Here is a 22,879-nt window from a genome sequence, read left to right as displayed (position 1 = left end):
TTCATGCTGCAATGCAACACGTGTTGTGATGGGTATGGGGCGTTGTCACGCGGAGGCAGCAAACGAAAAGAGCGCCCGGTTTCCCGGACGCCCTTTTCTGTTTCGATGATCCTGGGATCAGGCCGAAAGCGAGGCTCTGCCGTTAGGCAGAATAGTACAGGTCGTATTCGACTGGGCTCGGCGTCTGTTCGACGTTGTATACGTCTTCCCACTTCAGTTCCATGTAGGCGTCGATCTGGTCCTTGGTGAACACGCCGCCTTCCAACAGGAAGTCGTGATCGGCGGCCAGCGATTCCAGCGCCTCACGCAGCGAACCGCAGACGGTCGGAACCTCGGCCAGCTCTTCCGGCGGAAGATCGTAGAGGTTCTTGTCCATGGCGTCGCCCGGGTGGATCTTGTTCTTGATCCCGTCGATACCCGCCATCAGCAGCGCTGCGGTGGCGAGATAGGGGTTCGCCAGCGGATCGGGGAAGCGGAATTCGACGCGCTTCGCCTTTTCGCCCGCACCATAGGGGATGCGGCACGAAGCCGAACGGTTGCGGGCCGAATAGGCCAGCAGAACCGGGGCTTCGAAGCCCGGGACGAGGCGCTTGTAGCTGTTCGTCGTCGGGTTGGTGAAGGCATTGATCGCCTTGGCGTGCTTGATGACACCGCCGATGTAGTACAGGCAGGTTTCCGACAGGCCGGCATAGCCATTGCCCGCGAACGTGTTCTTCCCGTCCTTCCAGATCGACATGTGCGTGTGCATGCCCGAACCGTTATCCATGCGGATCGGCTTCGGCATGAAGGTCGCGGTCTTGCCATAGGCCTGCGCAACCATCTGCACGACGTACTTGTAGATCTGCACGCGGTCCGACGTGGTGGTCAGCGTGCCGAAAGTGATGCCAAGCTCGTGCTGGGCAGCGGCCACTTCGTGGTGGTGCTTGTCCATCGGCAGGCCCATTTCGACCAGCGTCGAGACCATCTCGCCGCGGATGTCCATGCAGCTGTCGACCGGCGGAACGGGGAAATAGCCGCCCTTGGCGCGCGGACGGTGGCCAAGGTTGCCGCCTTCGTATTCCTTGTTGGTGTTGCCGGGCAGCTCGATGTCGTCGATGCGGAAGCCCGAACCGTCGTAGCCGTCATAGAACTTCACGTCGTCGAACATGAAGAATTCCGGTTCCGGGCCGACATAGACGGTATCGCCTAGGCCGGTCGACTTCAGGAATTCCTCTGCACGCTTCGCGGTCGAACGCGGGTCGCGCGAATAGAGTTCGCCGGTCGACGGTTCGACGATGTCGCAGAACAGCACGAGCATCGGGGTTGCCGAGAACGGATCGACATAGCAGGCGTCAAGGTCGGGCTTGAGGATCATGTCCGATTCGTTGATGGCCTTCCAGCCTTCGATCGACGAACCGTCGAACATCAGGCCCTGCTCCAGCTCGTCCTCGCCCAGCGGCGCGGCCAGCATCTGAAGGTGCTGCCACTTGCCCTTCGGGTCGGTGAAGCGGAGATCGACCCACTCGATCTCTTCGTCCTTGATCCTTTTCAGGATGTCCTTTGCAGAGGCCATTTTCATCCCTTTCGAGTTATAAGTCCCGGCCTGTGCCGGGGGATGCGGGTTGTAGAACGGGGCCGATCCCTGGCCCCGAGAGGGTTCTGATCAGACGGCGTCCGCGTCGCGTTCGCCGGTGCGGATGCGGATCGCGGTTTCAATCGGCGACACGAAGATCTTGCCGTCGCCGATGCGCCCTGTCTGCGCCGCGCCGGCAATCGCCTCTATCACGCGTTCGGCCATGTCGGAGGTGACGACGACCTCCAGTTTCACCTTGGGCAGGAAATCGACGACGTATTCGGCGCCGCGATAAAGCTCGGTATGGCCCTTCTGGCGGCCAAAGCCCTTTGCCTCTGTAACGGTGATGCCGGTGACGCCCACTTCGTGCAGCGCCTCTTTCACTTCGTCCAGCTTGAACGGCTTGATGATCGCTTCGATCTTTTTCACGTCAGTCGTCTGATGCCCCCGTGCTACGATCCGTAGTGGTGTCATGTTCTGTTACGGGCCGCACGGCCCGGCGTTCGGATCGTTCGCGTGCGTCCCCCGTAGAGCGCGCGATCGGTCCTTTACCGGACATGCAAACAAGAATCGTGCCACCCGTTTGCTGCACCGCAGCCTAGGCGATGGCAGGGCCTTTCGAAAGGGGTAACAAAGGCGAAACGTTTGCTTTTTGCTGCGCGGCGAAAAGGTTTTGCGAAACGTTTGCCGCACTGCGATGCCACATAGGGCAATTTTTGCTCAAAAAACGGGCGGTGCCCAAATCTTGGGCACTAAAACGGCCGCTCCAGCCGAAGCCCGGTTTCGCCGGAAAGGCCGGCCATCAGGTTCAGATTCTGCAGCGCGGCACCGCTGGCACCCTTGCCCAGATTGTCGAGCACGGCGATCAGTCGTGCCTGCTCTCCACGCGCGCCGCCAAAGACGTGCAGGTCGATTCCGTCCCACGGCTCCATCGATGCGGGAAGCAGCAGTTCCGCCATGTCCGGCTGAGCGGGCATGACGGTGACGATAGGGCTGCCTTCGTAAAATGCGGACAGCGCATCGCGCAGGGCATCGGCGTCCGAACCCAGAAAGGCCGAGGCGGGCAGGGCGACTTCCACCACCATGCCGCGAAAAGCAGGGACAACGGCGGGCGAGAAGATCGGCTCACGCTGAAGCCCGCCATGCACCTTCATCTCGTTCAGGTGCTTGTGCCCGCCGTGCAGGCCATAAGCGCGGAAAGCCGGAGCGGGCGCGGCCTCGTACCGTTCGATCAGTGCCTTTCCGCCGCCCGAATAGCCGGAGACGGCGTGGCAGGCATAGGGCCAGTCGGCGGGGATCAGTCCGGCGCGGACCAGCGGCGCGACCAGCGCGAGGAAGCCGGTGGGATAGCAGCCGGGGTTGGCGACCATCTTTGCTTCTGCAACGGTCTGTTCCCCGATCAGTTCGGGAAAGCCATAGGCCCAGCCATCGGCAGTGCGGTGTGCTGTGCTGGCGTCGATCACGCGGGTATCGCCCCGGATCATCCCGACGGCGGCCACGGCGGCCTCGTCGGGCAGACACAGGATCGCGAAATCCGAATCGTTCAGCGCCTCTGCCCGCGCGGTATCGTCCTTGCGCGCGTGGTCGGGCAGGGTGACGACGGTAAATTCGCCGCGCTCGGCCAGCCGTTCGGCGATTTCAAGACCGGTGGTTCCGGCGGCACCGTCGATGAAGACTGTCGCGCTCATGCCTCGATCCGCTCGATCGCATCCAGCGCGACATAGCCGACCAATCCATCACCGGCGACTGCGCCCCAAGCCCACTTGCCCGCGATGTCGAGGACATCGAAAGCCGTGCCCGCATCGATCTGGGTAATGGTCGCGGCATCGGGTCGTGCGGCGGCGACAAGCTGCGTCGGCTGCGTCGTGCGATAGCCCAGCGGCACCGCGTAATGCGGTACGAAAACTTCGCCCGCCAACCGGATATGCGCCAGGTCTCCGCGCACCGGCAGACGTGCCTCGTCCACCTCTTTCGAGGGACCGGAAAGGGCAAAACTCGTGCCCGGCGCGATGATGGCGGCTGGATCGGCAGGCTGAATGGTCAAGGGCGTCGCTGGCTTTTTTCGGTTATGGTCAGTCGGTTAAACTCGGTCGCTTTCGGACGTGCATGCGCACTTGTCTTGCCCGAACCCGCGCGCTTAAACGGCGCGACGACGAAGGGCAAGGCGGCAGATGGTCGCAGGGGGTAACAGCCATGGGCGACGCAGCGGATCGCACCGCGATAGAGGCCCACGCGGGGCGGGATCGGCTAAACCTGATCGCCGGGTCCTATCGCCGCCTGACGGGGCGCAATCTGATTGATGGCGATGCGGTCAATGCCCTCTGGCACCTGCCTTCCGTCGTACTGGCACATGGGACGCAAAGCGATCCGCTGTTCTTCTACGCCAATCACGCTGGGTTGCGGCGGTTCGATCTGGATGCTGCGGGGCTGATTGGCATGCCTTCGCGCCTGTCGGCAGAGCCGATCGAACGGGCCGAGCGCGACCGGCTTTTCGTTCGCGTCTCGCGGCAAGGCTTTATCGACGACTACGCGGGCGTGCGCATCTCGGCGAGCGGACGCAGGTTCCGCATCACGCAGGCCACCGTCTGGAACCTGATCGACGAAGACGGCGAAATCCACGGACAGGCCGCGACGTTTGCCGACTGGATCGACCTTTAACCCCGGTATCGTTTTTCAAGCATGCCCCACGCCGCGCGCAGGCCCAACGCCGCGCCACCCTTCGACCGCCCCGGCTTTGCCGCCGGACGCCACGCGAAAGTGTCGAGGTGAACCCAGTCGATCTTGTCGCCCACGAACCGGTCGAGGAACAGCGCCGCCGTCGTCGCCCCGGCAAAACCGCCGCTTGCGGAATTCACCATGTCGGCAATGTCGCTCTTCAACATGTCGCGATAACCGTCGTGCAGCGGCAAGCGCCAGCACGGGTCATCGGTGGCATCGCCCGCAGCCAGTAGCGCATCTGCAGTCGCATCTTCCCGCGCAAACAGGCCGGGCAGGTCGGGGCCGAGCGCGACCCGCGCCGCGCCGGTCAGGGTGGCGAAGTCAAGGATCAGTTCCGCACCATCCTCGCTCGCCTTGGTCAGCGCATCGCCCAGCACCAGCCGTCCTTCGGCGTCGGTATTTGTGACCTCGACCGTCAGGCCCTTGCGTGATTTCAGCACGTCGCCGGGGCGAAAGGCATTGCCCGCGATGGCGTTCTCTACCGCCGGGATCAGCAGGTGGAGCCGCACCGGCAGGTTCCGCTCCATCACCAGCGAAGCGAGCGCCAGCGCGTGTGCGGCGCCGCCCATGTCTTTCTTCATCAGCGCCATGCCGCTGGTCGGCTTGATATCCAGCCCACCCGAATCGAAGCACACGCCTTTGCCGACGATCGCGATGCGCGGCGCGTCGGCCTTGCCCCATTCCAGTTCGATCAGGCGCGGCGCATGGCTGCGCGCGGCGGCGCGGCCCACGGCGTGGACCATCGGAAAGCCTTTTTCCAAGGCATCGCCGCGCGTGACGGTAAGGTGGGCGCTGAATTGCTTGGCAAGGCGATTGGCCTCTGCCTCCAGCGCCTCTGGCCCCATGTCCTCGGCAGGTGTGTTGACGAGGTCGCGGACCAGCATCGTCGCCTCTGCCTCGGCCATGACGGCGGGGATCGTGGCGGCATCCTTGGTCAGCAGGACGCGCGAACCTTCGACTGGGCTGTCCTCGTCCCTGGAGCGATAGCGGTCGAACCGGTATTGCGCGGTCAGCCAGCCGAACAGCGCGGGTCCGGGCGTACCCGATGCAAGCCGATAGGTCCCGGCGGGCAGGGTTGCTGCCAGCTTGGCCATGCACCAGCTGGACAGGTCGTCCGGATTGGCCACGCCGCCAACCGCGAACCAGTTGTCGCCGTCGGGCACGATGGCAGTTTGATACCCTTTGCCCGTGAACTTCTGCGCGGCCAGCGCGTTCCTTTGCGGGCCGGACAGTTTCTTTGCCCAATCGTCGAAACCGTCGGTGTCGACGAGTTGAATAGAGATAGCGTCCTGTCCGCGATCCGGCTGGATCAGTTCGTCTTTGTCAGTCATGAAATGCGCGTTAGCCCGTGGGAGTCTGATTGTGCGAGGAAAATGTTGTGTCCCGGTAACGGCCATGGCCGCCGCCCTGTTCCTGACCGCATGTCAGGACGCGCCAGAGGCGGAACCGGATGCCGCGCCGAGCACGGCGGTCGCGTCTGCCGAAACCGAAGTGCCGACCGATGAGCCGACTGCACCCGCAACCGCCTTTGTCGATGAACGGACAGTGGAAGACGGGGACGCCCAGTTTATTTTCAAATACACATGGCCCGCCAAGGCCAGCGCCATTCCCGAACTGCGCCCGTGGCTCGATGCCGACCGCGCCGACCGTTATGCGAGCGCAAAGGCGGATTGGGAATCGACGGTCGAATGGTGCCCCGATGGGGCAGTGTCGTGCCTGAACGCGGCGCTGCAAAAGGACTGGAAGGTGGTGACCGATTTGCCGCGGTTCCTGTCGTTGTCGGCTGAAGTCTACACCTACACCGGCGGCGCGCACGGCGGGACGGTGTTCGATGCCATCGTCTGGGACCGCGCGCAGGGTCGTGCAGTCAAGCCCATCGACATGTTCGTTTCGAACGAGGCGGTCGATCAGGCGACCACCACCGCGTTTTGCAACGAACTGGACAAGGCGCGGCAACGCAAGCGGGGCGGTCCGATCAAGCGTAGCGATGCGTGGTCCTACGATTGCATAGCGCCAGTGGCGAGCAGCACGGTGATCCTCGGATCTTCGGGCGGCGAGCGGTTCGACAAGATCGGCTTCCTGATCCCGCCCTACAAAGCAGGGTCTTATGCGGAAGGCGCTTACGAGGTGACCCTGCCGATTACCCCGGCGCTGATGGATGCGGTGCGGCCCGAATATCGCCGTGCGTTCATCGTACCCTGACTGTTGCGCGCCCCTCGCAATCGGGGTCCATGCGCGCTACATGGGGCGCATGACAGAATACCTGACCGTAGACGAACATGACATGCTGCCCCGCGACGGGGCGATCAAGCTGCACGGCGAAGCCGCGTTCGAGGGCATGCGCAAGGCCGGACGGCTGGCGGCGGAGATCCTCGACGCGATGGTCCCGCTGGTACGCCCCGGTGTGACGACGGGCGAGATTGACGACGAAGTGCGCCGCCTGACGCTTGAGGGCGGGGCCGTGCCCGCGACGCTGGGCTATCGCGGCTATGCGCATTCGTGCTGCATCTCGATCAATCACGTCGTTTGCCACGGTATTCCAGGGTCGAAGGCGCTGAAGGAAGGCGACATCCTGAATATCGATGTGACCCCGCTGCTTGACGGCTGGCACGGCGATACCAGCCGGATGTTCATCGTCGGCGATGCCCCGCTAAAGGCCAAGCGGCTGGTGGACGTGACGCACGAATGCCTGATGATCGGCATCGAACTGGCCAAGCCCGGCAACAGGCTGGGCGACATCGGTGCCGCGATCCAGAAACATGCCGAACGCCACCGCTATGGCGTGGTGCGCGATTTTTGCGGGCATGGCCTTGGCCGCCTGTTCCACGATGCACCCGAAGTGATCCACGCGGGCCGCGCGGGCACCGGGCCGGAGCTAAAGCCCGGAATGTTCTTCACGATCGAGCCTATGATCAACCTTGGCCGTCCGGCGGTAAAGCTGCTGGAAGACGGTTGGACGGCGGTAACGCGTGACCGGTCCCTATCGGCGCAGTTCGAGCATTCCATCGGCATTACCGAAGACGGTTGCGAGATTTTCACGCAAAGCCCCAAGGGCCTGGACAAGCCGCCGTATGCAGGCTGATTCGCCGGTTTTATCCGGCCCAAAAAGAAAGTGCCCCGGTGCTGCGCGGCACCGGGGCTACTCCTCTCCAAACTCGTTGGCCAGGGCGGCACGATGGCCGCCACTGTAATCGCCGGGATCAGTCTTCCGGAGCGATCGTCACCTTGATGCCGTCCAGATCCGCGTTGAGTGGAATCTGGCACGAAAGGCGGCTGGTTTCGTTGCGGTGGTCCGAACTGTCGAGCAGGTCGTCCTCGTCCTCGCTCAATTCCGGCAGCTTCGCGGCGAAGGCGGGGTCGACGTAAACGTGGCAGGTCGCGCAAGAACAGCACCCGCCGCACAGTGCGAGAAGTTCGTCAAACCCATTGTCGCGGATCGCTTCCATGACGGTCAGGCCGTCATCGGCCTCTACGGTCTTTTCGTTGCCTTCGCGGTCGACGACGATGATGTTCGGCATGCTTCGATCTGGTCCCTGATTGTGCCCGTCGTGTCGACAGGCGGGTAGGCGCGTTTGGCCGGGGCTGCTACTGGCCGACGGTCGGTTTGGCAAGACATTGCTGCATTAATGACCGCTTCTGCGTAGTGCCGATGCGACAAACCGAATGCCTGACGGGAATTTGCACGTGGGACTTACCAAGCAACAGTTGCACACCGGGCTGGACGCCATTGCCGCTATCGAACCGGCGATGGCGCGCGCATTGCAAAGGGTCGGTTATCCCGACGAACGGATTCGCGAACGCGGCTATCGCACGATGCTGCGTACGATCGTCGGCCAGCAGGTATCGGTGGCCGCTGCCGCCTCGGTCTGGCGCAAGCTGGAGGATCTGCTGGGTGAAACCATCCCGCCAGAGGAGTTGTTGGCCGCCGAATTCGACGCGCTGCGCGCTTGCGGGCTATCGCGGCAAAAACAGGGCTATGCACGGTCATTATGCGAACTGGTGTCGAGCGGAGAGGTGAATTTCGAAGAGTTGCCCGCCGACGACGAAGCCGCAATTGCCGAATTGACGCGAATCAAGGGCATCGGGCGCTGGTCGGCGGAAATCTACCTGCTGTTCGCCGAGGGGCGCGAAGATATCTGGCCCGCGGGCGATCTGGCCGTGCAGGTGGGCATGGGCAAGCTGCTCGGCCATGTGGAGCGGCCCGACGAAAAGCAGACGCGCGCGCTGGCCGAACCGTGGCGGCCGCATCGTGGGTCGGCCGCCGTGTTCATCTGGCACTACTACCAGAACGCTGCGTTATAACGCGGCAATCGCTTTCGCCATCGCCACGTCGCGTTCGGAAACGCCGCCTGCGTCGTGGGTGGTCAGGGTGATTTCCACCCGGTTGTAGACGTTGAACCATTCGGGATGGTGGTCGGCCTTTTCGGCCAGGATCGCGACGCGGGTCATAAATCCGAACGCCTCGACGAAATCGGCGAACTTGTAGGTGCGCTCGATAGCCAGCTGATCGCCGCGCAGTTCCCATCCGTCCAGATCGGCCACGGCGGCATGCAGCGCTTCTCCTTCTATGCGTTCGACCATCGTGCATTTCCTCTTTGCTTGGCAGGTTCGCCCTGATCCCATAGGGCAGCAATTCGATGAGTGCGACAGGCGATCCCATGCTTTTGCTGCATGCCACCGATCTTGCGTGCATGCGCGGTGACCGGCTGCTGTTTGCGCGCCTGTCGCTGACGCTGGGTGCGGGCGATGCGCTGCATCTGGCGGGGCCAAACGGGATCGGCAAGTCCAGCCTGATGCGTATCCTTGCCGGATTGCTGCGGCCCTTCGCCGGAACGGTAGAGCGAGAAGGTGCGGTCGCGCTGCTGGACGAGCGTCCGGCGCTGGACGCGCATCTGCCCCTGGGACGCGCGCTAGGGTTCTGGGCGCAGGTCGATGCGGCGGGCAATGTGTCGGCAGTGGCGGAACGGGTCATGCTCGCCGACCTGCTTGACGTGCCTGTGCGCTATCTATCTACCGGACAGCGCAAACGCGCGGCACTCGCCCGCGTGTTGCTGCAAGACGCACCAATCTGGCTGCTCGACGAACCGCTGAACGGCCTCGACACCGCATCTGTCGCAATGGTCGAGGCGCTGGTGGCGCAGCATTGCGCCAATGGTGGGATCGGCATCATTGCCTCGCACCAGCCGGTTGCTGTGCCGGGGCTGAAGCGGCTCGAACTGGCAAACCATGTGCCACGGGAAGAACGCGCATGATCCGCGCAATCCTGATACGCGACATCGCGCTGTTGCTCGGCGGTGGGCGGCGCGGTGGGGCGATCCTGCCGGTTCTGTTCTTTCTTGCGGTCGCGATGCTCTATCCGTTTGGCGTCGGACCCGATGCGCAATTGCTGGCGCGGACGGGCGGCGGTGTCGTCTGGGTCGCGGCGCTATTGGCGGCGATCCTGCCGCTGGACCGATTGATAGAGCCGGACCTTGAGGCGGGCGTGTTCGACCAACTGGCCTTGCGCGGTCTGGCGGAGGAATGGACCTGCGCCATCCGCATCGTCGCGCACTGGCTGACTTTCGCGATCCCGCTGATGCTGGCCACGCCGATTGCGGCAGTTTTGCTTGGGCTGTCGGGCGAGCAATTGCTGATTCTCGAACTCGGCTTGCTAGCCGGTACGCCAGGTCTCGCGGCTTTGGGTGTCGCGGTCGCGGCGGTCACGGCGGGGCTGCGCGGTGGCGCGGCGCTGGCGGGATTGCTGATTCTGCCGCTCGCCGTGCCCTTGCTTATATTCGGCGCGGGCAGTCTCTTGCCCGGCGGCGATGGCGGCATCGCGCTGACCGCTGCGGCCAGCCTCGTCCTCGTCGCGCTCGCCCCGTTTGCTGCGGGCGCCTCGATCCGCGCGGCCCGCGAATAAAGGGCCGAGAAATAGCTTCAAGCCGCCGCCGCCAAGCTTTTCTTCATTGCCCAGACAGGCTGCCGCGCCTACCTCTAACCGCGTCATGATTACCGTCCCCGATACCCTTTCGCTGATTGGCAACACCCCCCTTGTGCGGCTCGCGGGGCCGAGCGAGGCCGCAGGGTGCGAGATTTACGGCAAGTGCGAGTTTGCGAACCCCGGTGCCTCGGTAAAGGACCGTGCCGCGCTGTGGATCGTGCGCGACGCGGAAAAGCGCGGCATCCTGAAGCCGGGCGGCACGATTGTAGAGGGCACCGCGGGCAACACCGGCATCGGCATCGCGCTGGTCGCCAATGCGCTGGGCTACAAGACGGTGATCGTCATGCCCGAAACGCAAAGCCGCGAAAAGATGGACACGCTGCGCGCGCTCGGCGCGGAACTGGTGCTGGTTCCCGCCGCGCCGTTCTCCAACCCCGGCCATTTCGTGCACACCAGCCGCCGCATCGCCGAGGAGACCGAGAATGCGGTCTGGGCCAACCAGTTCGACAATGTCGCCAACCGCCGCGCGCACATCGAATCCACCGCGCCCGAGATCTGGGAGCAGATGGCCGGCAAGATCGACGGTTTTACCTGCGCCGTCGGCACCGGCGGCACGCTGGCGGGCGTGGGGCTGGGTCTGAAGGAAAAGGACGAGGCGGTGACCATCGCCCTGTCCGACCCGCACGGTGCGGCGCTCTATAACTATTACGCATGCGGCGAGCTGAAGGCCGAAGGATCTTCGGTCGCAGAAGGCATCGGGCAGGGGCGTATCACTGGCAACCTCGACGGGGCGCCGGTCGATACTCAGTACCGCATTTCCGATCAGGATGGCCTCGAATGGGTCCGTCGCCTGCTGGCCGACGAAGGCCTGTGCCTTGGCCTGTCGAGCGGGATCAATGTCGCGGGTGCGATCCTGCTGGGCCGTGAACTGAGCGGAAAGCTGGGCCGCCCGGCGCGGGTCGCGACGATCCTGTGCGACACCGGATTTCGCTATCTATCCAGTCTGTACAACGCCGAATGGCTGCGCGCGAAGGACCTGCCGGTCTTTCCGTGGCTGGAGTCCTGAGCATGGCAGGGCCACCGTCGGGCAGCATGGCAGGTCTGCACGGCACGCGGACAGAGGCGATGCAGCGCCTGAAAGTCGGCGTGGGTGGCTTGCTGGCGGTGTTGTTGGTCGTGGCGCTGGCCAGTTCGATCATGCAGAGCGCGCAGCAGGCGGAAGATACCGATCCCGCGGTTGTCGCGCAGGAGCAACAGGCCGAACCCGCCAACGATCCGCTGGTCGATATCGGTGTCGTCCCCGAATTGCCGGGTGAGGCGCAAGTCGTCCCCGATCTTCCCGCAGAGCAGATGCCTCCGGGCGCCGCACAAGAAAACATCGCACCGCCCACACCGAACGAATGATGCGTATCCCCACGATCCTGACCGCTTTCGCCGCACTGGCGCTGACCGCCTGTTCGGGCAACGGTGCCGAAGAGCCTGCCGATCCCGCGCCGACCGGAGGAGCAACGGTCACGCCCGCCAAGGACAAGCCCGACCTGCTGCTGTTCACCAGCCTGCCGATCGTCTGGGGCGAGGGCGGATTGAAAGACATCCTGAAATCGCAGGAAGAGCCGCACTGGGCCCGCACCGCGCTGGAAAGCCGGTATGATCTGACCCCGCTCGACACGCCCGTCGCACTCAAACCGCCGGGCCTGTTGCTGATGGCGCAGCCGCGTGCGCTCAGTGCGCAAGAGAACGTCGCACTGGATGATTTCGTGCGCGGGGGCGGGCTGGCTTTGCTGATCGTTGATCCGATGCTCGACGTCGAATCGAAATACGGGCTGGGCGATAAGCGTCGGCCAGAGGCGATTTCGATGCTCTCGCCGATCCTCGCGCGCTGGGGGCTGCGGTTGGTCGCGGACAAGGATCGCAATCCCCGCACAGCGCGGTGGAACGACAACAGCTTTACTGTTGAGGACCCGGGCCATTTCGAACCGATCGAGGGCGGCCACGAATCGACTTGCACCTTCGCGTCCGACAACCTGATCGCGACATGCAGCGTCGGGGCGGGCCGGGTGATGTTGCTGGGCGATGCGACCTTTCTGGCGGAAAGCCATGCGGAGCCTGCCGCAGAAACCGGCGAAAGCGGGGCCGGGGAAAATGCGGGAGAGCGGGGCGATACGCTGCTGTTCCGCCTTCTCGACACCTTGCAGACTGCGCCAAAGGCGGACTGAGCGCGCCGGCGGCGCAATTCACGGGAAATAACGGGACGGGCATGGGATGCGTGCCCGATTCTGGCGGGAAATCACGGGATTGGTCTTGATTCGCGGGGTGCGATGCCCGATTCTGCACCTGCCTGATGGGTCAGGGAGTGGCGCTAATCCCCGTAAAAGTGGGCTTTGCCGTATTTTCCCGTAATTTCCCCTTTCATCCCCGATAAACCCGGGGTATTACTGATTCTGTTCATGGAACGCGAATTTTGCCGCACCCGCAGGGGGTGTGCCGGGCAGCGCTAACGCGCGGCCGGGTGTGGGAAAGTCGTGTTCGTCGGGATCACACTTGGGAATTCGGGGACTTCGTGGCGCTACGGCCATTCAGCTACAGGGGACAGGGCTTTTCGCTTCGCGGCGAAAAGGGTCGCTTTGTGCTGCCTCCGGCATTCCGCAAGGTCGTGAAGGATAGCTCCTTCGACGCCAAGACCCTGTGCATCGCCAAGCATGACCGTTGGGACTGCCTGATCGGTTTCGGCCTTTCGCGCATGGAAGAGCTGGAAGAACAGCTGAACCGCGAGGAAGAGACCGCGATCCGCACCGGCAAGGACTTCGACCGCGATACGCGCAGTGCGCAGCTCTACGGTTTCATGGAAGTCCCTTTCGACGATTCGGGCCGCTTCATCATGCCCGAATACCTCGTCGAACTGGGCGGTCTGGAAGAGCAGGTCTATTTCCAGGGCGGCGGCGCGTTCTTTACGATCTGGAACCCGGCGAAGCTGGAAGAGATGGGCCCCGAATGGGCTGCTGCGAAGGCCGCGTGCAAGGCGCTCGCGGCAGAGGCCGACAAGCCGAAGCGGGGCCGCAAGTGAGCGGCTCCCCCCATATTCCCGTTCTCCTCGACGAAGTGATCGCCGCGCTAAACCCGAAACCGGGCAGCGTGATCATCGACGCGACCTTCGGTGCGGGCGGCTATTCGCGCGCCCTGCTGGATGCCGGTGCGACCGTGCACGGGTTCGACCGTGATCCCGATGCCATCGCCGCCGCGCGCCAATGGGAAGAGACCGCCGGGGAAAACCCGCGCCTCGTCCTCCACGCCCGTCGCTTTTCCGAAATGCTGGATGCAATGCAGGCGTCCGGCGTGGCGGCCGTAGATGGAGTCGTCATGGATATCGGCGTCTCCTCCATGCAGCTTGACCAGGCGGCGCGCGGCTTTGCGTTTTCGTCCGACGGCCCGCTCGACATGCGAATGAGCCAGTCGGGCGAGACTGCGGCCGATTTCCTGAATACCGCGAACGAGGCGACCATTGCCGACGTGCTCTATGAATATGGCGAGGAACGTCAGTCGCGCCGTGTCGCCCGCGCCATCGTCGCCGCGCGTCCGCTGGAAACGACCGGGCAACTGGCGACCGTGGTGCGCAAGGCGCTGGGCTATCACCCCGGCGCTCCGAAGGATCCGGCGACCCGCAGCTTTCAGGCAATCCGCATTCATGTGAACGGAGAACTGGACGAACTGGCCGCCGCGCTGTCGGCTTCTGAGGCTTTGCTTAAAGAAGGCGGCCGGCTCGCCGTCGTCAGCTTCCACAGCCTTGAAGATCGCATTGTGAAGCGGTTCATGCGCGATGCGGCCAACGCCGGTGCGGCACCGTCGCGCCATATGCCGAATATCGCGCCCACCCATGCGGCGACTTTCGCCAAGCCAATGAAGGCCGTGCGTCCCGGCAAGGTCGAACTCGCCCGCAATCCGCGCAGCCGTTCCGCCGTGCTGCGCGCCGCCGTCCGCACCGCCGCACCCGCCCGTCCCGAAACCGAAAGGCTTTCCGCATGACCCACGCCGCCCGCCTGCAATCGCTGCTCTGGACCGGTGCCGTCGTGCTGGCGACCGCGCTCAGTCTGGTCCTGATGCTGCAGGTCAAGGCCGTGAACAGCGAGATTGCCGAGACCGACAAGGCGATCATCGCGGCCAAGCAGCAGATCGCGGTGCTGGAAACCGAATTCCAGACCCGCGCGCGTCAGCAGCAGCTGGTCCGCTGGAACGAGGTAGACTTCGGCTATGTCGCGCCGCGTGCCGATCAGTTCCTTGACGGCCGCGCCGAACTGGCCGCGCTGGGCAAGCCGGTGCGGATTATCGAGGATGCGCCGGTCATGATGGCCGAAGCGGATAGCGAAGCCACTGCCGCCGCGCCGGTCCGCATGGCCGCTGCCGAAAAGGCAGAGACGGTGACGATGGGGCCGGTGCTAAAGGGCAAGCCCGAGGCAGTGAGCGACGCGCCGATCCGCCTTGCCGCCGCGCCCGCGCCGACAATGATGCGCCGCCTTGTCGCGCGCGATGACGCAAAGCTGCGCGCGGCGAAGGAAGAGACCAAGGTCAAGCCGGTCGCCCCGGCGAACTCGGCCCAGTCCTTTGCCGATCGCTTCGACATCGATTCCGTCGTCGGAAAGGCCAACTGATGGCATCCATCCCGCTCGGCACGGCCCAAGGGCTGACCGGGCCCGGCGCACGAAGCGCCGGTTTGCGCCATGCCCCGCCGCCAGCGCCCGCGCGCCGCGCGGGTTTGCGCGCGTCTACCCTGTCGCTGGCGCGCAAGCGGGTGGCGCTGATCGCTTTCGTTTTCACGCTGGCGACGGCGGTGCTGGTGCTGCGCGTCGCGATGATCGGCGTGTTCGGCGGGACGGGATCGCTCACCCCAGCCGGCGATGCGCTGTTGCCCGATCGCGGCACCATCGTCGACCGCAACGGCGTGCCGCTGGCGCGCGATTTCAAGTCCTATGCTCTGTGGTTCAACCCCAAAGCGATGGAAGGCGGCGACCCGCTGACCCGTTCTCCGCGTGAGGTCGCGCAGAAACTGGTCGCGATCTTCCCCGACATGGACGAGGCCGATCTTGAAAAGAAGCTGGCCAGCGGCAAGGGCCAGTACCTGCGCCGCCGCATCCTGCCCGAAGAAGCGAACCGCGTGTTCCAGATCGGCGAACCGGCGCTGTCGCCGCCTGCCGAGCCGAGCCGGTACTATCCCGAAGGCAACCTGGCCGCCCACGTGCTTGGCTATGTCGGTGCCGACGGCAAGGGCCGCGTCGGCATGGAAGAGGTCTATAATCAACAGCTGACCGACGCCGCCACGCGCGGCGGTGAGCAGGTGCTGGCCATCGATGCCCGCGTTCAGGCGGCATTGGAAGATGAACTGATGCGCGGGATGGGTCTGGCGCAGGCAGAGGGCGCAGGCGGCATCGTGCTGGATGTCGATACCGGCGAAGTCATCGCGCTGGCCTCTCTGCCCAGCTTCGACCCGAACCACATCGACGAAGCCGGCATGAAGCTGATGTTCAACCGCGTGACCAATCAGGTTTACGAGCTTGGCTCTACCTTCAAGCCGCTGACCGTTGCCGCAGCCATCGACGCGGGCACGATTACCAACCTTGGCCGCACCTACCCTGCGGGTCGCCCGCTGCAAGTCGGACGCTTCCGCATTCGTGACAGCCACACCATCGGCCAGAACATCAACGTTCCCGAAGTCCTCATCCATTCCTCCAACATCGGCACCGCGCAGATCGCGGACGAATTGGGCAGCAAGCGGATGAAGGCGAAGATGGAGCTGCTCGGCTTTAACGAGCGGCCCTATATCGAGCTGCCCGCGCGCGGTTTCCCGATCTGGCGCAGCGGCGAATGGCCGCGCCTGACGACGATGACGGTATCCTATGGCCACGGTATTGCCGTGACCCCGCTGCACCTTGCCAGCGCCTATGCCGCGATGGTCAACGGCGGCATCTGGCGTCCGGCGACCTTGCGCAAACTGTCCGAGGATCAGGTGCCCAAGGGACGCCGGGTGTTCAAGGAAGCGACCAGCGCGCGGATGCGCCAATTGCTGCGCATGATCGTGACCGACGGGACCGGCCGCAAGGCGGAGGCCCCCGGGTTCCGCATCGGCGGCAAGACAGGTTCGGCGGAAAAGCCGGTCGACGGCGGCTACAAGCGGACCGCGCTGGTCACGACGTTCGCCTCGGCCTTTCCGATGGACAACCCGCGCTATGTCGTCGTGACGATGTTTGACGAGCCGAAAGGCACGGCGGCCACCAGCTATCAGCGTACCGCCGCATGGAATGCGGCGGCGGCGGTGGGCCGGATCGTTCCGCGCATCGGCCCGATGCTGGGCGTGTACCCGGACGAGAACCGCGACATCGACCTGACCGATGTCCGCCCCCTGATCGAGCATGGGGGAGCCCACTGATGAAACTTTCCAACCTTGCGCAGAAGGCTGGACTTTCCATCAACGGAGACGCTGACGTCACGGGCTTTGCCATCGACAACCGCAAGGTTGCGCCCGGCACCGTTTTCGGCGCATTCGAAGGCGCGACCGTTAATGGCGAGGATTTTATTCCCGCCGCCGTTCAGGCCGGAGCAGTCGCGGTCGTCGCTCGCCCCGAAGCCAGCGTCGAAGGCGCGATCCACATCGCCGAAGCCAACCCGCGCCGCGCTTTTGCGCGCCTTGCCGCCGGGTTCTTCAAGCCGGTTCCGGCCACTATCGTCGCGGTTACGGGCACCAACGGCAAAACCAGCACGGTCGAGATGACTCGCCAGATCTGGCGCATGTGCGGGCGCTCTGCCGCGTCGATCGGTACACTGGGCGTTACTACTCCGGACGAAAGCGTTTCGACCGGATTGACCACGCCGGACATCGTCACCTTCCTGTCGAACATGACCGGCCTTGCCCGCGAAGGGGTGAGCCACGTCGCCTACGAGGCGTCGAGCCACGGGCTGTCGCAGTTCCGGAATGAAGGTCTGCCGGTCGCTGCCGGGGCTTTCACGAACCTCAGCCGCGATCACCTCGATTACCACGCGGACATGGACGAGTATTTCGCCGCGAAGATGCGGCTGTTCGACGAGGTTGTCTCGGAAGGCGGCACGGCGGTGATCTGGACCGACGATCCGCGCAGCGATGCGGTACGGAACCATGCGGCGGCACGCGGATTGCGCGTCTTTGCCGTGGGAGAGCAGGCGGATGCAGCGGAGGCCGGCATCCGCCTGCTCAACCGTACGCCGACCGAACTGGGTCAGGACCTGCTGCTCGGCCACGATGGCGCGGAATACAAGGTGCAGCTGCCGCTGATCGGGGCCTATCAGGCCGCAAATGCGCTGGTCGCGGCGGGCCTCGTGCTGGCAACCGCCGACAAGGACGGACCGGATGCGAAGGCAGTGTTCGACGCGATGGCGCGATTGCAGCCGGTGCGCGGCCGGCTGGAACGGGCCGCGATCAACCGCGCGGGCGCGCCGGTCTATGTCGATTATGCGCATACGCCCGACGCTCTGGAGGCGGCGATCTTCGCGCTGCGTCCGCATGTATCGGGCCGTCTGATCACGGTGTTCGGGGCGGGCGGCGACCGCGATACCGGCAAACGCGCGCCGATGGGCGACATTGCCGCAGCGCATTCGGACGTGGCCATCGTTACCGACGACAACCCGCGCGGCGAAGATCCCGCATCGATCCGCGCCGCAATCTTGGCGGGCGCGGAAGGCGCGGACAACATTACAGAGGTCGACGGACGGCGCGCCGCGATTGCCGCCGCGATCAAACAGGCCGGGAAGGGCGACATCGTCTTGATCGCCGGCAAGGGCCACGAACAAGGCCAGATTTATGGACGCGCGGAGGCCATGCGCGTCCACCCATTCGATGACGTTACCGTAGCCAGGGAGTGCGCAGCATGAGTGCCCAGCCAGTCGCGAACGACATGCCCGTTCCGAACGATACCCGCCGTGCCATCATCGAGGAGGCCGACGGTACAGCCTATCGAACACTCTGGAGGGCGCACACCGTGGCGCTGTCGGTCGGCGGCGCGGCGCATGGCGATTTCGCCGCGCATTCCATCGCCACCAGCCCGGCGGCGGTCGTGCCCGGTGCACTCTATTTCGCGCATGGTGAACTGGATGCGGCCGCGGCACTGGCACGCGGCGCGGTCGGCGTGGTTTCCACCCTTCCGGCGCGCGGCGCGCACGTTCTGGTCGACGATATCGACGAAGCGCTGGCAAAGCTGGCTCGCGCCGCCCGCAACCGCGCCCGCGCGACGATCATCGCAGAGGCGGGCTTCAGCTGCGGCTCCGCCCCGGCGGCGCTTTACGATGCGCTGGACCGTGCCAGCCGCGGCCTTGCCTATGCGCCGGATGTAGAGGAAGGCCTGCACGCCGGGATGGCGGGGCTTGCCGCCGACCGGAGCTACGCCCTTTTCGGCGTGTCGGCGGATGACAGCATCGAGAGCCTGCGCCCGCACCTCTTCGTAGGCGGCCGCGAGATGAGCCGGGCCGAGGGTATTCGCGCCGGTGCCGCCCTGCAACGCGGCGGCGCGGCGGTTCTGCCCGCCGATCACCCCGACTTTGCCTGCTGGCGCGCCGCCGCGCTGGACGTTGGCGCGCAGGTCTATGGCTATGGTCGCAAGGCGAGCAGCGACATCTGCCTTTTGGACGCGGTTCGGGGATCGGATGGCGGTTGGCTGGTCACCGCAGAGATGATGGGGCAGCGCATGTGCTATGCACTGGGCGATCATTTCGGCGATGCCTGCGCCTCGCTTGCCGTGCTGGGTGCGATGCGGGCCGCCGGGGCTTCGCTGGGCTGCGCGGCGCTGGCGCTTCAGCCCGCTTGCGACGAAGTGCCGGGCAAACGGGCCGCGGCGATGTAATGGCGGTTTCGCCGCCGGACATATTGGGCAAAAGCCCGCCCCGGATTGGGGAAAGCAACAGCGGCCCGCTTCACAAAGCGGGCCGCTTCGCGCATTGCTGGGGACCGGTTTTCGTGCCGTCCGCCGCGACCCCCGCCTACCGCTGTTTTCGCGCCTGAGGATCGTCGATGCTTTACCTGATCGCCCAGTTTTTCGAATTTGAAGGACTGGCCAACCTGATCCGTTACCAAAGCTTTCGGGCGGGGGCCTGCCTGTTGACGGCGCTCACCATCGGCATGGTGATCGGTCCGCGCTTTATCGACATGCTGCGCGTGCGGCAGGGCAAGGGCCAGCCGATCCGCGCCGACGGGCCGCAGACGCACCTTGCCAAGCGCGGCACGCCGACGATGGGCGGGTTGATGATCATCACTTCGGTGTTGATTTCGATGCTGTTGTGGATGGACCTTAACAGCTGGATGGTCTGGGCCTGCATCGCCGTCACCATCGGGTTTGGTGCGATCGGCTTCTTCGACGATTACGACAAGGTGACGAAGCGCAGCCACAAGGGCGTTTCGGGCAAGGTGCGCCTGATGTTCGAATTCGCGGTAGCGGGTCTCGCCGCCTGGCTGGTGGTGGATGATACCAACCTCTACCTGCCGTTCCTGACCTTCGGCATCCCGATGGGGCCGGTCTATTACGTCTTCGCGGCCTTCGTGATCGTCGGCGCGGGCAATGCGGTGAACCTGACCGACGGGCTGGACGGGCTGGCCATCATGCCGGTCATCATCGCCAGCGGCACCTTTGCGATCATCGCCTATCTGGTCGGCCGGGCCGACTATTCGGAATACCTTGGCATTCCCTATGTCGAGAACGCGGGCGAACTGGCGATCCTGTGTGCCGCGATCATCGGCGCGGGCCTGGCTTTCCTGTGGTTCAACGCACCGCCCGCTGCCGTGTTCATGGGCGATACCGGGTCGCTGGCCCTTGGCGGGGCGCTGGGCGTTATCGCGGTGGCCGCGCATCATGAAGTCGTGCTGGCCATCGTCGGCGGGCTCTTCGTGCTGGAAGCGGTGTCGGTCATCGTGCAGGTGTTCTGGTTCAAGCGGACCGGCAAGCGAATCTTTCGCATGGCACCGATCCACCACCACTTCGAACAAAAGGGCTGGGCCGAAAGCACGGTTGTCATCCGGTTCTGGATCGTCGCCATCGTGTTGGCGGTCATCGGCCTTGCCACGCTGAAAGTGCGGTGAGCGACCAAAGCGCCTTGGGTGGGCCCGCCTCGATCCTGCCAGAGGCGGTTTTCGCCGGAAGCAGATATGCCGTGCTGGGCCTTGCCCGCAGCGGCCTTGCTACCGTGCGCGCGCTGTGCGCCGCCGGGGCGTCGGTGATCGCGTGGGACCGTAGCGAGGATGCGCGCAATGTCGCCAAGGCGGCACTGGCCCATGCGGGAGAGCAATGCGTGATCGGCGAATTGACGGCCGAGAGCGTTAAGGGCGCGCAGGGTATCGTCGTTTCCCCCGGCGTGCCGATCAATCGCCATCCCATCGCCGATGTCGCGCGCAGCGCCAACGTGCCGCTGATCGGCGATATCGAACTGTTCGCATTGGCGCGCAGGTCGCTGCCGCCGCACCGCGTGGTCGGGATCACCGGCACCAACGGCAAGTCGACCACGACCGCGCTGATCCACCACCTGCTGGAAAGCAGCGGGCGGCTTGCGCGGCTGGGCGGCAATATCGGCATTCCGATCCTCAGCACCGAGCCGTTGGCCGCTGGCGGGGCTTATGTGCTCGAACTGTCGAGCTATCAGATCGATCTGACCCGCACGCTGGAATGCGATGTGGCGATCCTGCTCAACGTCTCGCCCGATCACCTCGATCGCTATGACGAGGGCTTCCCCGGCTATGCCGCCAGCAAGGCGCGGCTGTTCGAAATGCAGCATGGGCACGGCCTTGCCATCGTTGACCGCCATTCGCTGCACGAAATTCGCCCGGTGGGCCGCGCGCTGGATGGGCGCGCGCCTGTCGTGATCGAGGATGTGACGCTGCCGGGTGACCAATCTGAATGGCCCGCGTTGCAAGGGCCGCACAATCTCGGCAACGCCGCTGCCGCCGTGGCGACCGCGCGCAAGCTGGGGCTGAGCGATGCGGAAATCGCCGCGGGGCTGAAAAGCTTCAAGGGCCTGCCGCACCGGATGGAATACGTGACGTCGATAGGCGGCGTCGCCTTTGTCAACGATTCCAAGGCGACCAACCCCGCCTCTGCCGCGCCCGCCATTGCCGCCTATCCGCCCAGCGATCATCCGCGCGTGCACTGGATCGTCGGCGGCTTGCCCAAAGGCGACAACCTTGGCGAGATCGAGCCGCACCTCGGCAACGTCGCCGCCGCCTATACCATCGGCGAATCCGGCCAGATGTTCGCCCGCCTGCTGGAAGGCCGGGTGCCGTATATCGAACGTGCCGAATTGCTGGCAGAGGCGGTCCGCGCCGCCGCCGCCGCCGCACAGCCGGGCGATGTCGTCCTGCTCAGCCCGGCGTGCGCCAGTTTCGACCAGTTCCGCGATTACGAAAAGCGTGGCGAGGCCTTTGTCAGTATGGTGCGCTCGCTTGCCAATGGAGGTTCGCAATGACCGCGACACCGCAGTTCGATGGCGGCAGCTTTCAGCCCGGTGCGGGTGGGGTCCATATCGTGCGTAAGCCGCCGCCGCGCCGCAAGGGCCGCTGGCACGAACTGGCGGTTTGGTGGCGAGAGATAGACAAGGTGCTGCTGTCCATCGTTGCCGCGCTGATGATGGTCGGCGTGATCGGTGTAGCGGCGGGCAGCGCAGCCAGCGCGCATCGCCTGTCGACCGCGGAAACGCAGCTGTCGGACCTGCACTTCTTCTGGATGCACATCGCCTATCTGGTGCTGGGTATCGGGGCGATGTTCGCGGCCTCTATCCTTCCGCGCACATCAGCGCGTCGTTTTGCCATCCTGCTGAGCGCAGTGATGTTCGTCCTGCTGCTGGCGGTGCCCTTCGTGGGGGCAGAGATCAACGGCGCGCGGCGCTGGATACGGCTGGGCGCATCGTTTCAACCTTCGGAGTTCTACAAGCCTGCATTCGCCGTGTTGACCGCGTGGATCATGTCGTGGCGGGTGCGCGATCCGCAACTGCCGGTGATGGTGCTGTCTGGCGCGTTGCTGGCGGTTTCCTGCGCGCTGCTGATGTTGCAGCCGGACTTCGGCACGGCGATTCTGCTTTGCGGTGTCTGGTTCGTGCTGGCCATCACATCGGGCATGCCGATGAAGCTGATCGGATGGGGCGCGGGCGGGATTGTCGGCCTCGTCGTCGGCGCGTACTTTTTCTACGACAATGCCCGGCACCGCATCGATGCGTTTCTTGGCGGGGCAGAGGCCTATAGCCAGGTCGATCTTGCCAACAAGACGCTGACCAGCGGCGGCTGGTTCGGGCGCGGGCTGTGGATGGGCGAGCGCAAGAAAATCCTGCCCGAGGCGCATACCGACTATATCCTTTCAGTGATCGGAGAGGAATTCGGCCTGATTGCGGTTGCGGGCATTGCCATGCTGTTCTGCGCGCTGGTGGTGCGGGTGCTGTGGCGTCTGGCGGGGGAAGACGACTTGTTCACGCTGCTGGCTGGTACTGGATTGGCCACGCTGTTGGGCGGTCAGGCGTTCATCAACATGGCGGTGAACCTTCAGCTTTTTCCGTCGAAGGGCATGACCCTGCCGTTGATCTCCTACGGCGGTTCCTCGATGATCGCGCTGTGCCTGACGGTCGGCCTGTTGCTGGCGGTCACGCGGCGCAACCCCTATCTGACGCGCGACGGCCTGCCCAAGGGGCCGAGAAGGAAATGAACT

The 22,879-nt window shown here is 64.7% G+C and carries 25 protein-coding genes; 18 read left to right on the top strand and 7 right to left on the bottom strand.

What is annotated here, in order from left to right; genetic code table 11:
• Positions 1 to 142: 142 nt before the first annotated feature.
• From glnA to AB433_RS13640, 4 genes are all read right to left on the bottom strand, one after another.
• The gene (glnA, locus tag AB433_RS13655) at positions 143 to 1,552 is read right to left on the bottom strand and encodes a type I glutamate--ammonia ligase (RefSeq protein ID WP_047824125.1); all 1,410 of its coding nucleotides are present in this window, start codon (positions 1,550 to 1,552) and stop codon (positions 143 to 145) included.
• A gap of 90 nt (positions 1,553 to 1,642) precedes the next feature.
• Positions 1,643 to 1,981: a P-II family nitrogen regulator gene (locus tag AB433_RS13650; RefSeq protein ID WP_047821733.1), complete on the bottom strand. Its 339-nt coding sequence runs from the start codon at positions 1,979 to 1,981 to the stop codon at positions 1,643 to 1,645.
• 323 nt (positions 1,982 to 2,304) lie between these two features.
• A complete protein-coding gene (gene argC, locus AB433_RS13645) occupies positions 2,305 to 3,240 on the bottom strand; it encodes an N-acetyl-gamma-glutamyl-phosphate reductase (RefSeq protein ID WP_047821731.1) in 936 nt (311 codons plus the stop codon).
• Positions 3,237 to 3,596 (bottom strand): hypothetical protein, encoded by a 360-nt coding sequence (locus AB433_RS13640; RefSeq protein WP_047821729.1) that lies wholly within the window; start codon positions 3,594 to 3,596, stop codon positions 3,237 to 3,239. Before AB433_RS13640 ends, argC begins: the two co-directional genes overlap by 4 nt.
• A gap of 149 nt (positions 3,597 to 3,745) precedes the next feature.
• On the opposite strand from AB433_RS13640, the gene AB433_RS13635 reads away from it, so the two are divergent.
• Complete coding sequence (locus tag AB433_RS13635) at positions 3,746 to 4,210, top strand: MEKHLA domain-containing protein (protein ID WP_047821727.1); 465 nt, start codon at positions 3,746 to 3,748, stop codon at positions 4,208 to 4,210.
• On the opposite strand, the gene AB433_RS13630 is transcribed toward AB433_RS13635, so the two are convergent.
• The gene (locus AB433_RS13630) at positions 4,207 to 5,601 is read right to left on the bottom strand and encodes a leucyl aminopeptidase family protein (RefSeq protein WP_047821725.1); all 1,395 of its coding nucleotides are present in this window, start codon (positions 5,599 to 5,601) and stop codon (positions 4,207 to 4,209) included. The genes AB433_RS13635 and AB433_RS13630 overlap by 4 nt on opposite strands.
• Before the next feature lie 64 nt (positions 5,602 to 5,665).
• On the opposite strand from AB433_RS13630, the gene AB433_RS13625 reads away from it, so the two are divergent.
• Both AB433_RS13625 and map read left to right on the top strand, forming a co-directional pair.
• Entirely contained in the window at positions 5,666 to 6,472 is an 807-nt protein-coding gene (locus AB433_RS13625; RefSeq protein ID WP_053059175.1) for a PdaC/SigV domain-containing protein, read from the top strand.
• Positions 6,473 to 6,521: 49 nt separating this feature from the next.
• Positions 6,522 to 7,352: a type I methionyl aminopeptidase gene (gene map / locus AB433_RS13620; RefSeq protein ID WP_179944998.1), complete on the top strand. Its 831-nt coding sequence runs from the start codon at positions 6,522 to 6,524 to the stop codon at positions 7,350 to 7,352.
• A 118-nt stretch (positions 7,353 to 7,470) separates the two neighbouring features.
• On the opposite strand, the gene AB433_RS13615 is transcribed toward map, so the two are convergent.
• Positions 7,471 to 7,788 (bottom strand): 2Fe-2S iron-sulfur cluster-binding protein, encoded by a 318-nt coding sequence (locus AB433_RS13615; protein ID WP_047821721.1) that lies wholly within the window; start codon positions 7,786 to 7,788, stop codon positions 7,471 to 7,473.
• A 166-nt stretch (positions 7,789 to 7,954) separates the two neighbouring features.
• Here AB433_RS13615 and AB433_RS13610 point away from each other — a divergent pair, with 166 nt between their 5' ends.
• Positions 7,955 to 8,572, top strand: a complete 618-nt coding sequence (locus AB433_RS13610; protein ID WP_047821718.1) for a DNA-3-methyladenine glycosylase family protein — start codon at positions 7,955 to 7,957, stop codon at positions 8,570 to 8,572.
• Here the strand turns inward: AB433_RS13610 and AB433_RS13605 are convergent.
• Positions 8,567 to 8,851 carry a 4a-hydroxytetrahydrobiopterin dehydratase gene (locus tag AB433_RS13605; RefSeq protein WP_047821716.1) on the bottom strand — a complete coding sequence of 95 codons (285 nt, stop codon included), beginning with the start codon at positions 8,849 to 8,851 and terminating at the stop codon, positions 8,567 to 8,569. The two genes, AB433_RS13610 and AB433_RS13605, sit on opposite strands and share 6 nt — an antisense overlap.
• A gap of 56 nt (positions 8,852 to 8,907) precedes the next feature.
• Between AB433_RS13605 and ccmA the strand changes: the two genes are divergently transcribed.
• The 14 genes from ccmA (at position 8,908) to AB433_RS13535 (ending at position 22,876) form a co-directional block, all read left to right on the top strand.
• On the top strand, positions 8,908 to 9,522 hold the full coding sequence (gene ccmA / locus AB433_RS13600) for a heme ABC exporter ATP-binding protein CcmA (RefSeq protein WP_082134937.1): 615 nt from the start codon (positions 8,908 to 8,910) through the stop codon (positions 9,520 to 9,522).
• Complete coding sequence (ccmB, locus tag AB433_RS13595; RefSeq protein ID WP_047821714.1) at positions 9,519 to 10,169, top strand: heme exporter protein CcmB; 651 nt, start codon at positions 9,519 to 9,521, stop codon at positions 10,167 to 10,169. The genes ccmA and ccmB overlap by 4 nt, the downstream gene beginning before the upstream one ends.
• 85 nt (positions 10,170 to 10,254) lie before the next feature.
• On the top strand, positions 10,255 to 11,256 hold the full coding sequence (locus AB433_RS13590) for a cysteine synthase A (RefSeq protein WP_047821712.1): 1,002 nt from the start codon (positions 10,255 to 10,257) through the stop codon (positions 11,254 to 11,256).
• Between the two features lie 2 nt (positions 11,257 to 11,258).
• Entirely contained in the window at positions 11,259 to 11,594 is a 336-nt protein-coding gene (locus tag AB433_RS13585) for a hypothetical protein (RefSeq protein WP_053059174.1), read from the top strand.
• The gene (locus AB433_RS13580) at positions 11,591 to 12,406 is read left to right on the top strand and encodes a Gldg family protein (RefSeq protein ID WP_053059173.1); all 816 of its coding nucleotides are present in this window, start codon (positions 11,591 to 11,593) and stop codon (positions 12,404 to 12,406) included. Before AB433_RS13585 ends, AB433_RS13580 begins: the two co-directional genes overlap by 4 nt.
• A 344-nt stretch (positions 12,407 to 12,750) precedes the next feature.
• Positions 12,751 to 13,254 carry a division/cell wall cluster transcriptional repressor MraZ gene (locus AB433_RS13575; RefSeq protein WP_047821710.1) on the top strand — a complete coding sequence of 168 codons (504 nt, stop codon included), beginning with the start codon at positions 12,751 to 12,753 and terminating at the stop codon, positions 13,252 to 13,254.
• Positions 13,251 to 14,210, top strand: a complete 960-nt coding sequence (rsmH, locus tag AB433_RS13570) for a 16S rRNA (cytosine(1402)-N(4))-methyltransferase RsmH (RefSeq protein ID WP_047821708.1) — start codon at positions 13,251 to 13,253, stop codon at positions 14,208 to 14,210. Before AB433_RS13575 ends, rsmH begins: the two co-directional genes overlap by 4 nt.
• The gene (locus AB433_RS19580; RefSeq protein WP_053059172.1) at positions 14,207 to 14,833 is read left to right on the top strand and encodes a hypothetical protein; all 627 of its coding nucleotides are present in this window, start codon (positions 14,207 to 14,209) and stop codon (positions 14,831 to 14,833) included. Before rsmH ends, AB433_RS19580 begins: the two co-directional genes overlap by 4 nt.
• Positions 14,833 to 16,605 carry a peptidoglycan D,D-transpeptidase FtsI family protein gene (locus AB433_RS13560; RefSeq protein ID WP_082134936.1) on the top strand — a complete coding sequence of 591 codons (1,773 nt, stop codon included), beginning with the start codon at positions 14,833 to 14,835 and terminating at the stop codon, positions 16,603 to 16,605. The genes AB433_RS19580 and AB433_RS13560 overlap by 1 nt, the downstream gene beginning before the upstream one ends.
• Complete coding sequence (locus AB433_RS13555) at positions 16,605 to 18,080, top strand: UDP-N-acetylmuramoyl-L-alanyl-D-glutamate--2,6-diaminopimelate ligase (protein ID WP_047821706.1); 1,476 nt, start codon at positions 16,605 to 16,607, stop codon at positions 18,078 to 18,080. The genes AB433_RS13560 and AB433_RS13555 overlap by 1 nt, the downstream gene beginning before the upstream one ends.
• Positions 18,077 to 19,045: a hypothetical protein gene (locus AB433_RS13550; RefSeq protein WP_047821703.1), complete on the top strand. Its 969-nt coding sequence runs from the start codon at positions 18,077 to 18,079 to the stop codon at positions 19,043 to 19,045. Before AB433_RS13555 ends, AB433_RS13550 begins: the two co-directional genes overlap by 4 nt.
• 167 nt (positions 19,046 to 19,212) lie before the next feature.
• Positions 19,213 to 20,274, top strand: coding sequence for a phospho-N-acetylmuramoyl-pentapeptide-transferase (mraY, locus tag AB433_RS13545; protein WP_047821701.1), 1,062 nt, complete (start codon positions 19,213 to 19,215; stop codon positions 20,272 to 20,274).
• Positions 20,275 to 20,306: 32 nt separating this feature from the next.
• Entirely contained in the window at positions 20,307 to 21,650 is a 1,344-nt protein-coding gene (gene murD, locus AB433_RS13540; protein ID WP_047824112.1) for a UDP-N-acetylmuramoyl-L-alanine--D-glutamate ligase, read from the top strand.
• Positions 21,647 to 22,876 carry an FtsW/RodA/SpoVE family cell cycle protein gene (locus tag AB433_RS13535; RefSeq protein ID WP_082134935.1) on the top strand — a complete coding sequence of 410 codons (1,230 nt, stop codon included), beginning with the start codon at positions 21,647 to 21,649 and terminating at the stop codon, positions 22,874 to 22,876. The genes murD and AB433_RS13535 overlap by 4 nt, the downstream gene beginning before the upstream one ends.
• Positions 22,877 to 22,879 lie beyond the last annotated feature (3 nt).

It is taken from the genome of Croceicoccus naphthovorans, from assembly GCF_001028705.1.
GTDB classification, from domain to species: domain Bacteria; phylum Pseudomonadota; class Alphaproteobacteria; order Sphingomonadales; family Sphingomonadaceae; genus Croceicoccus; species Croceicoccus naphthovorans.
This window is presented reverse-complemented; position numbering and strand designations above follow the sequence as displayed.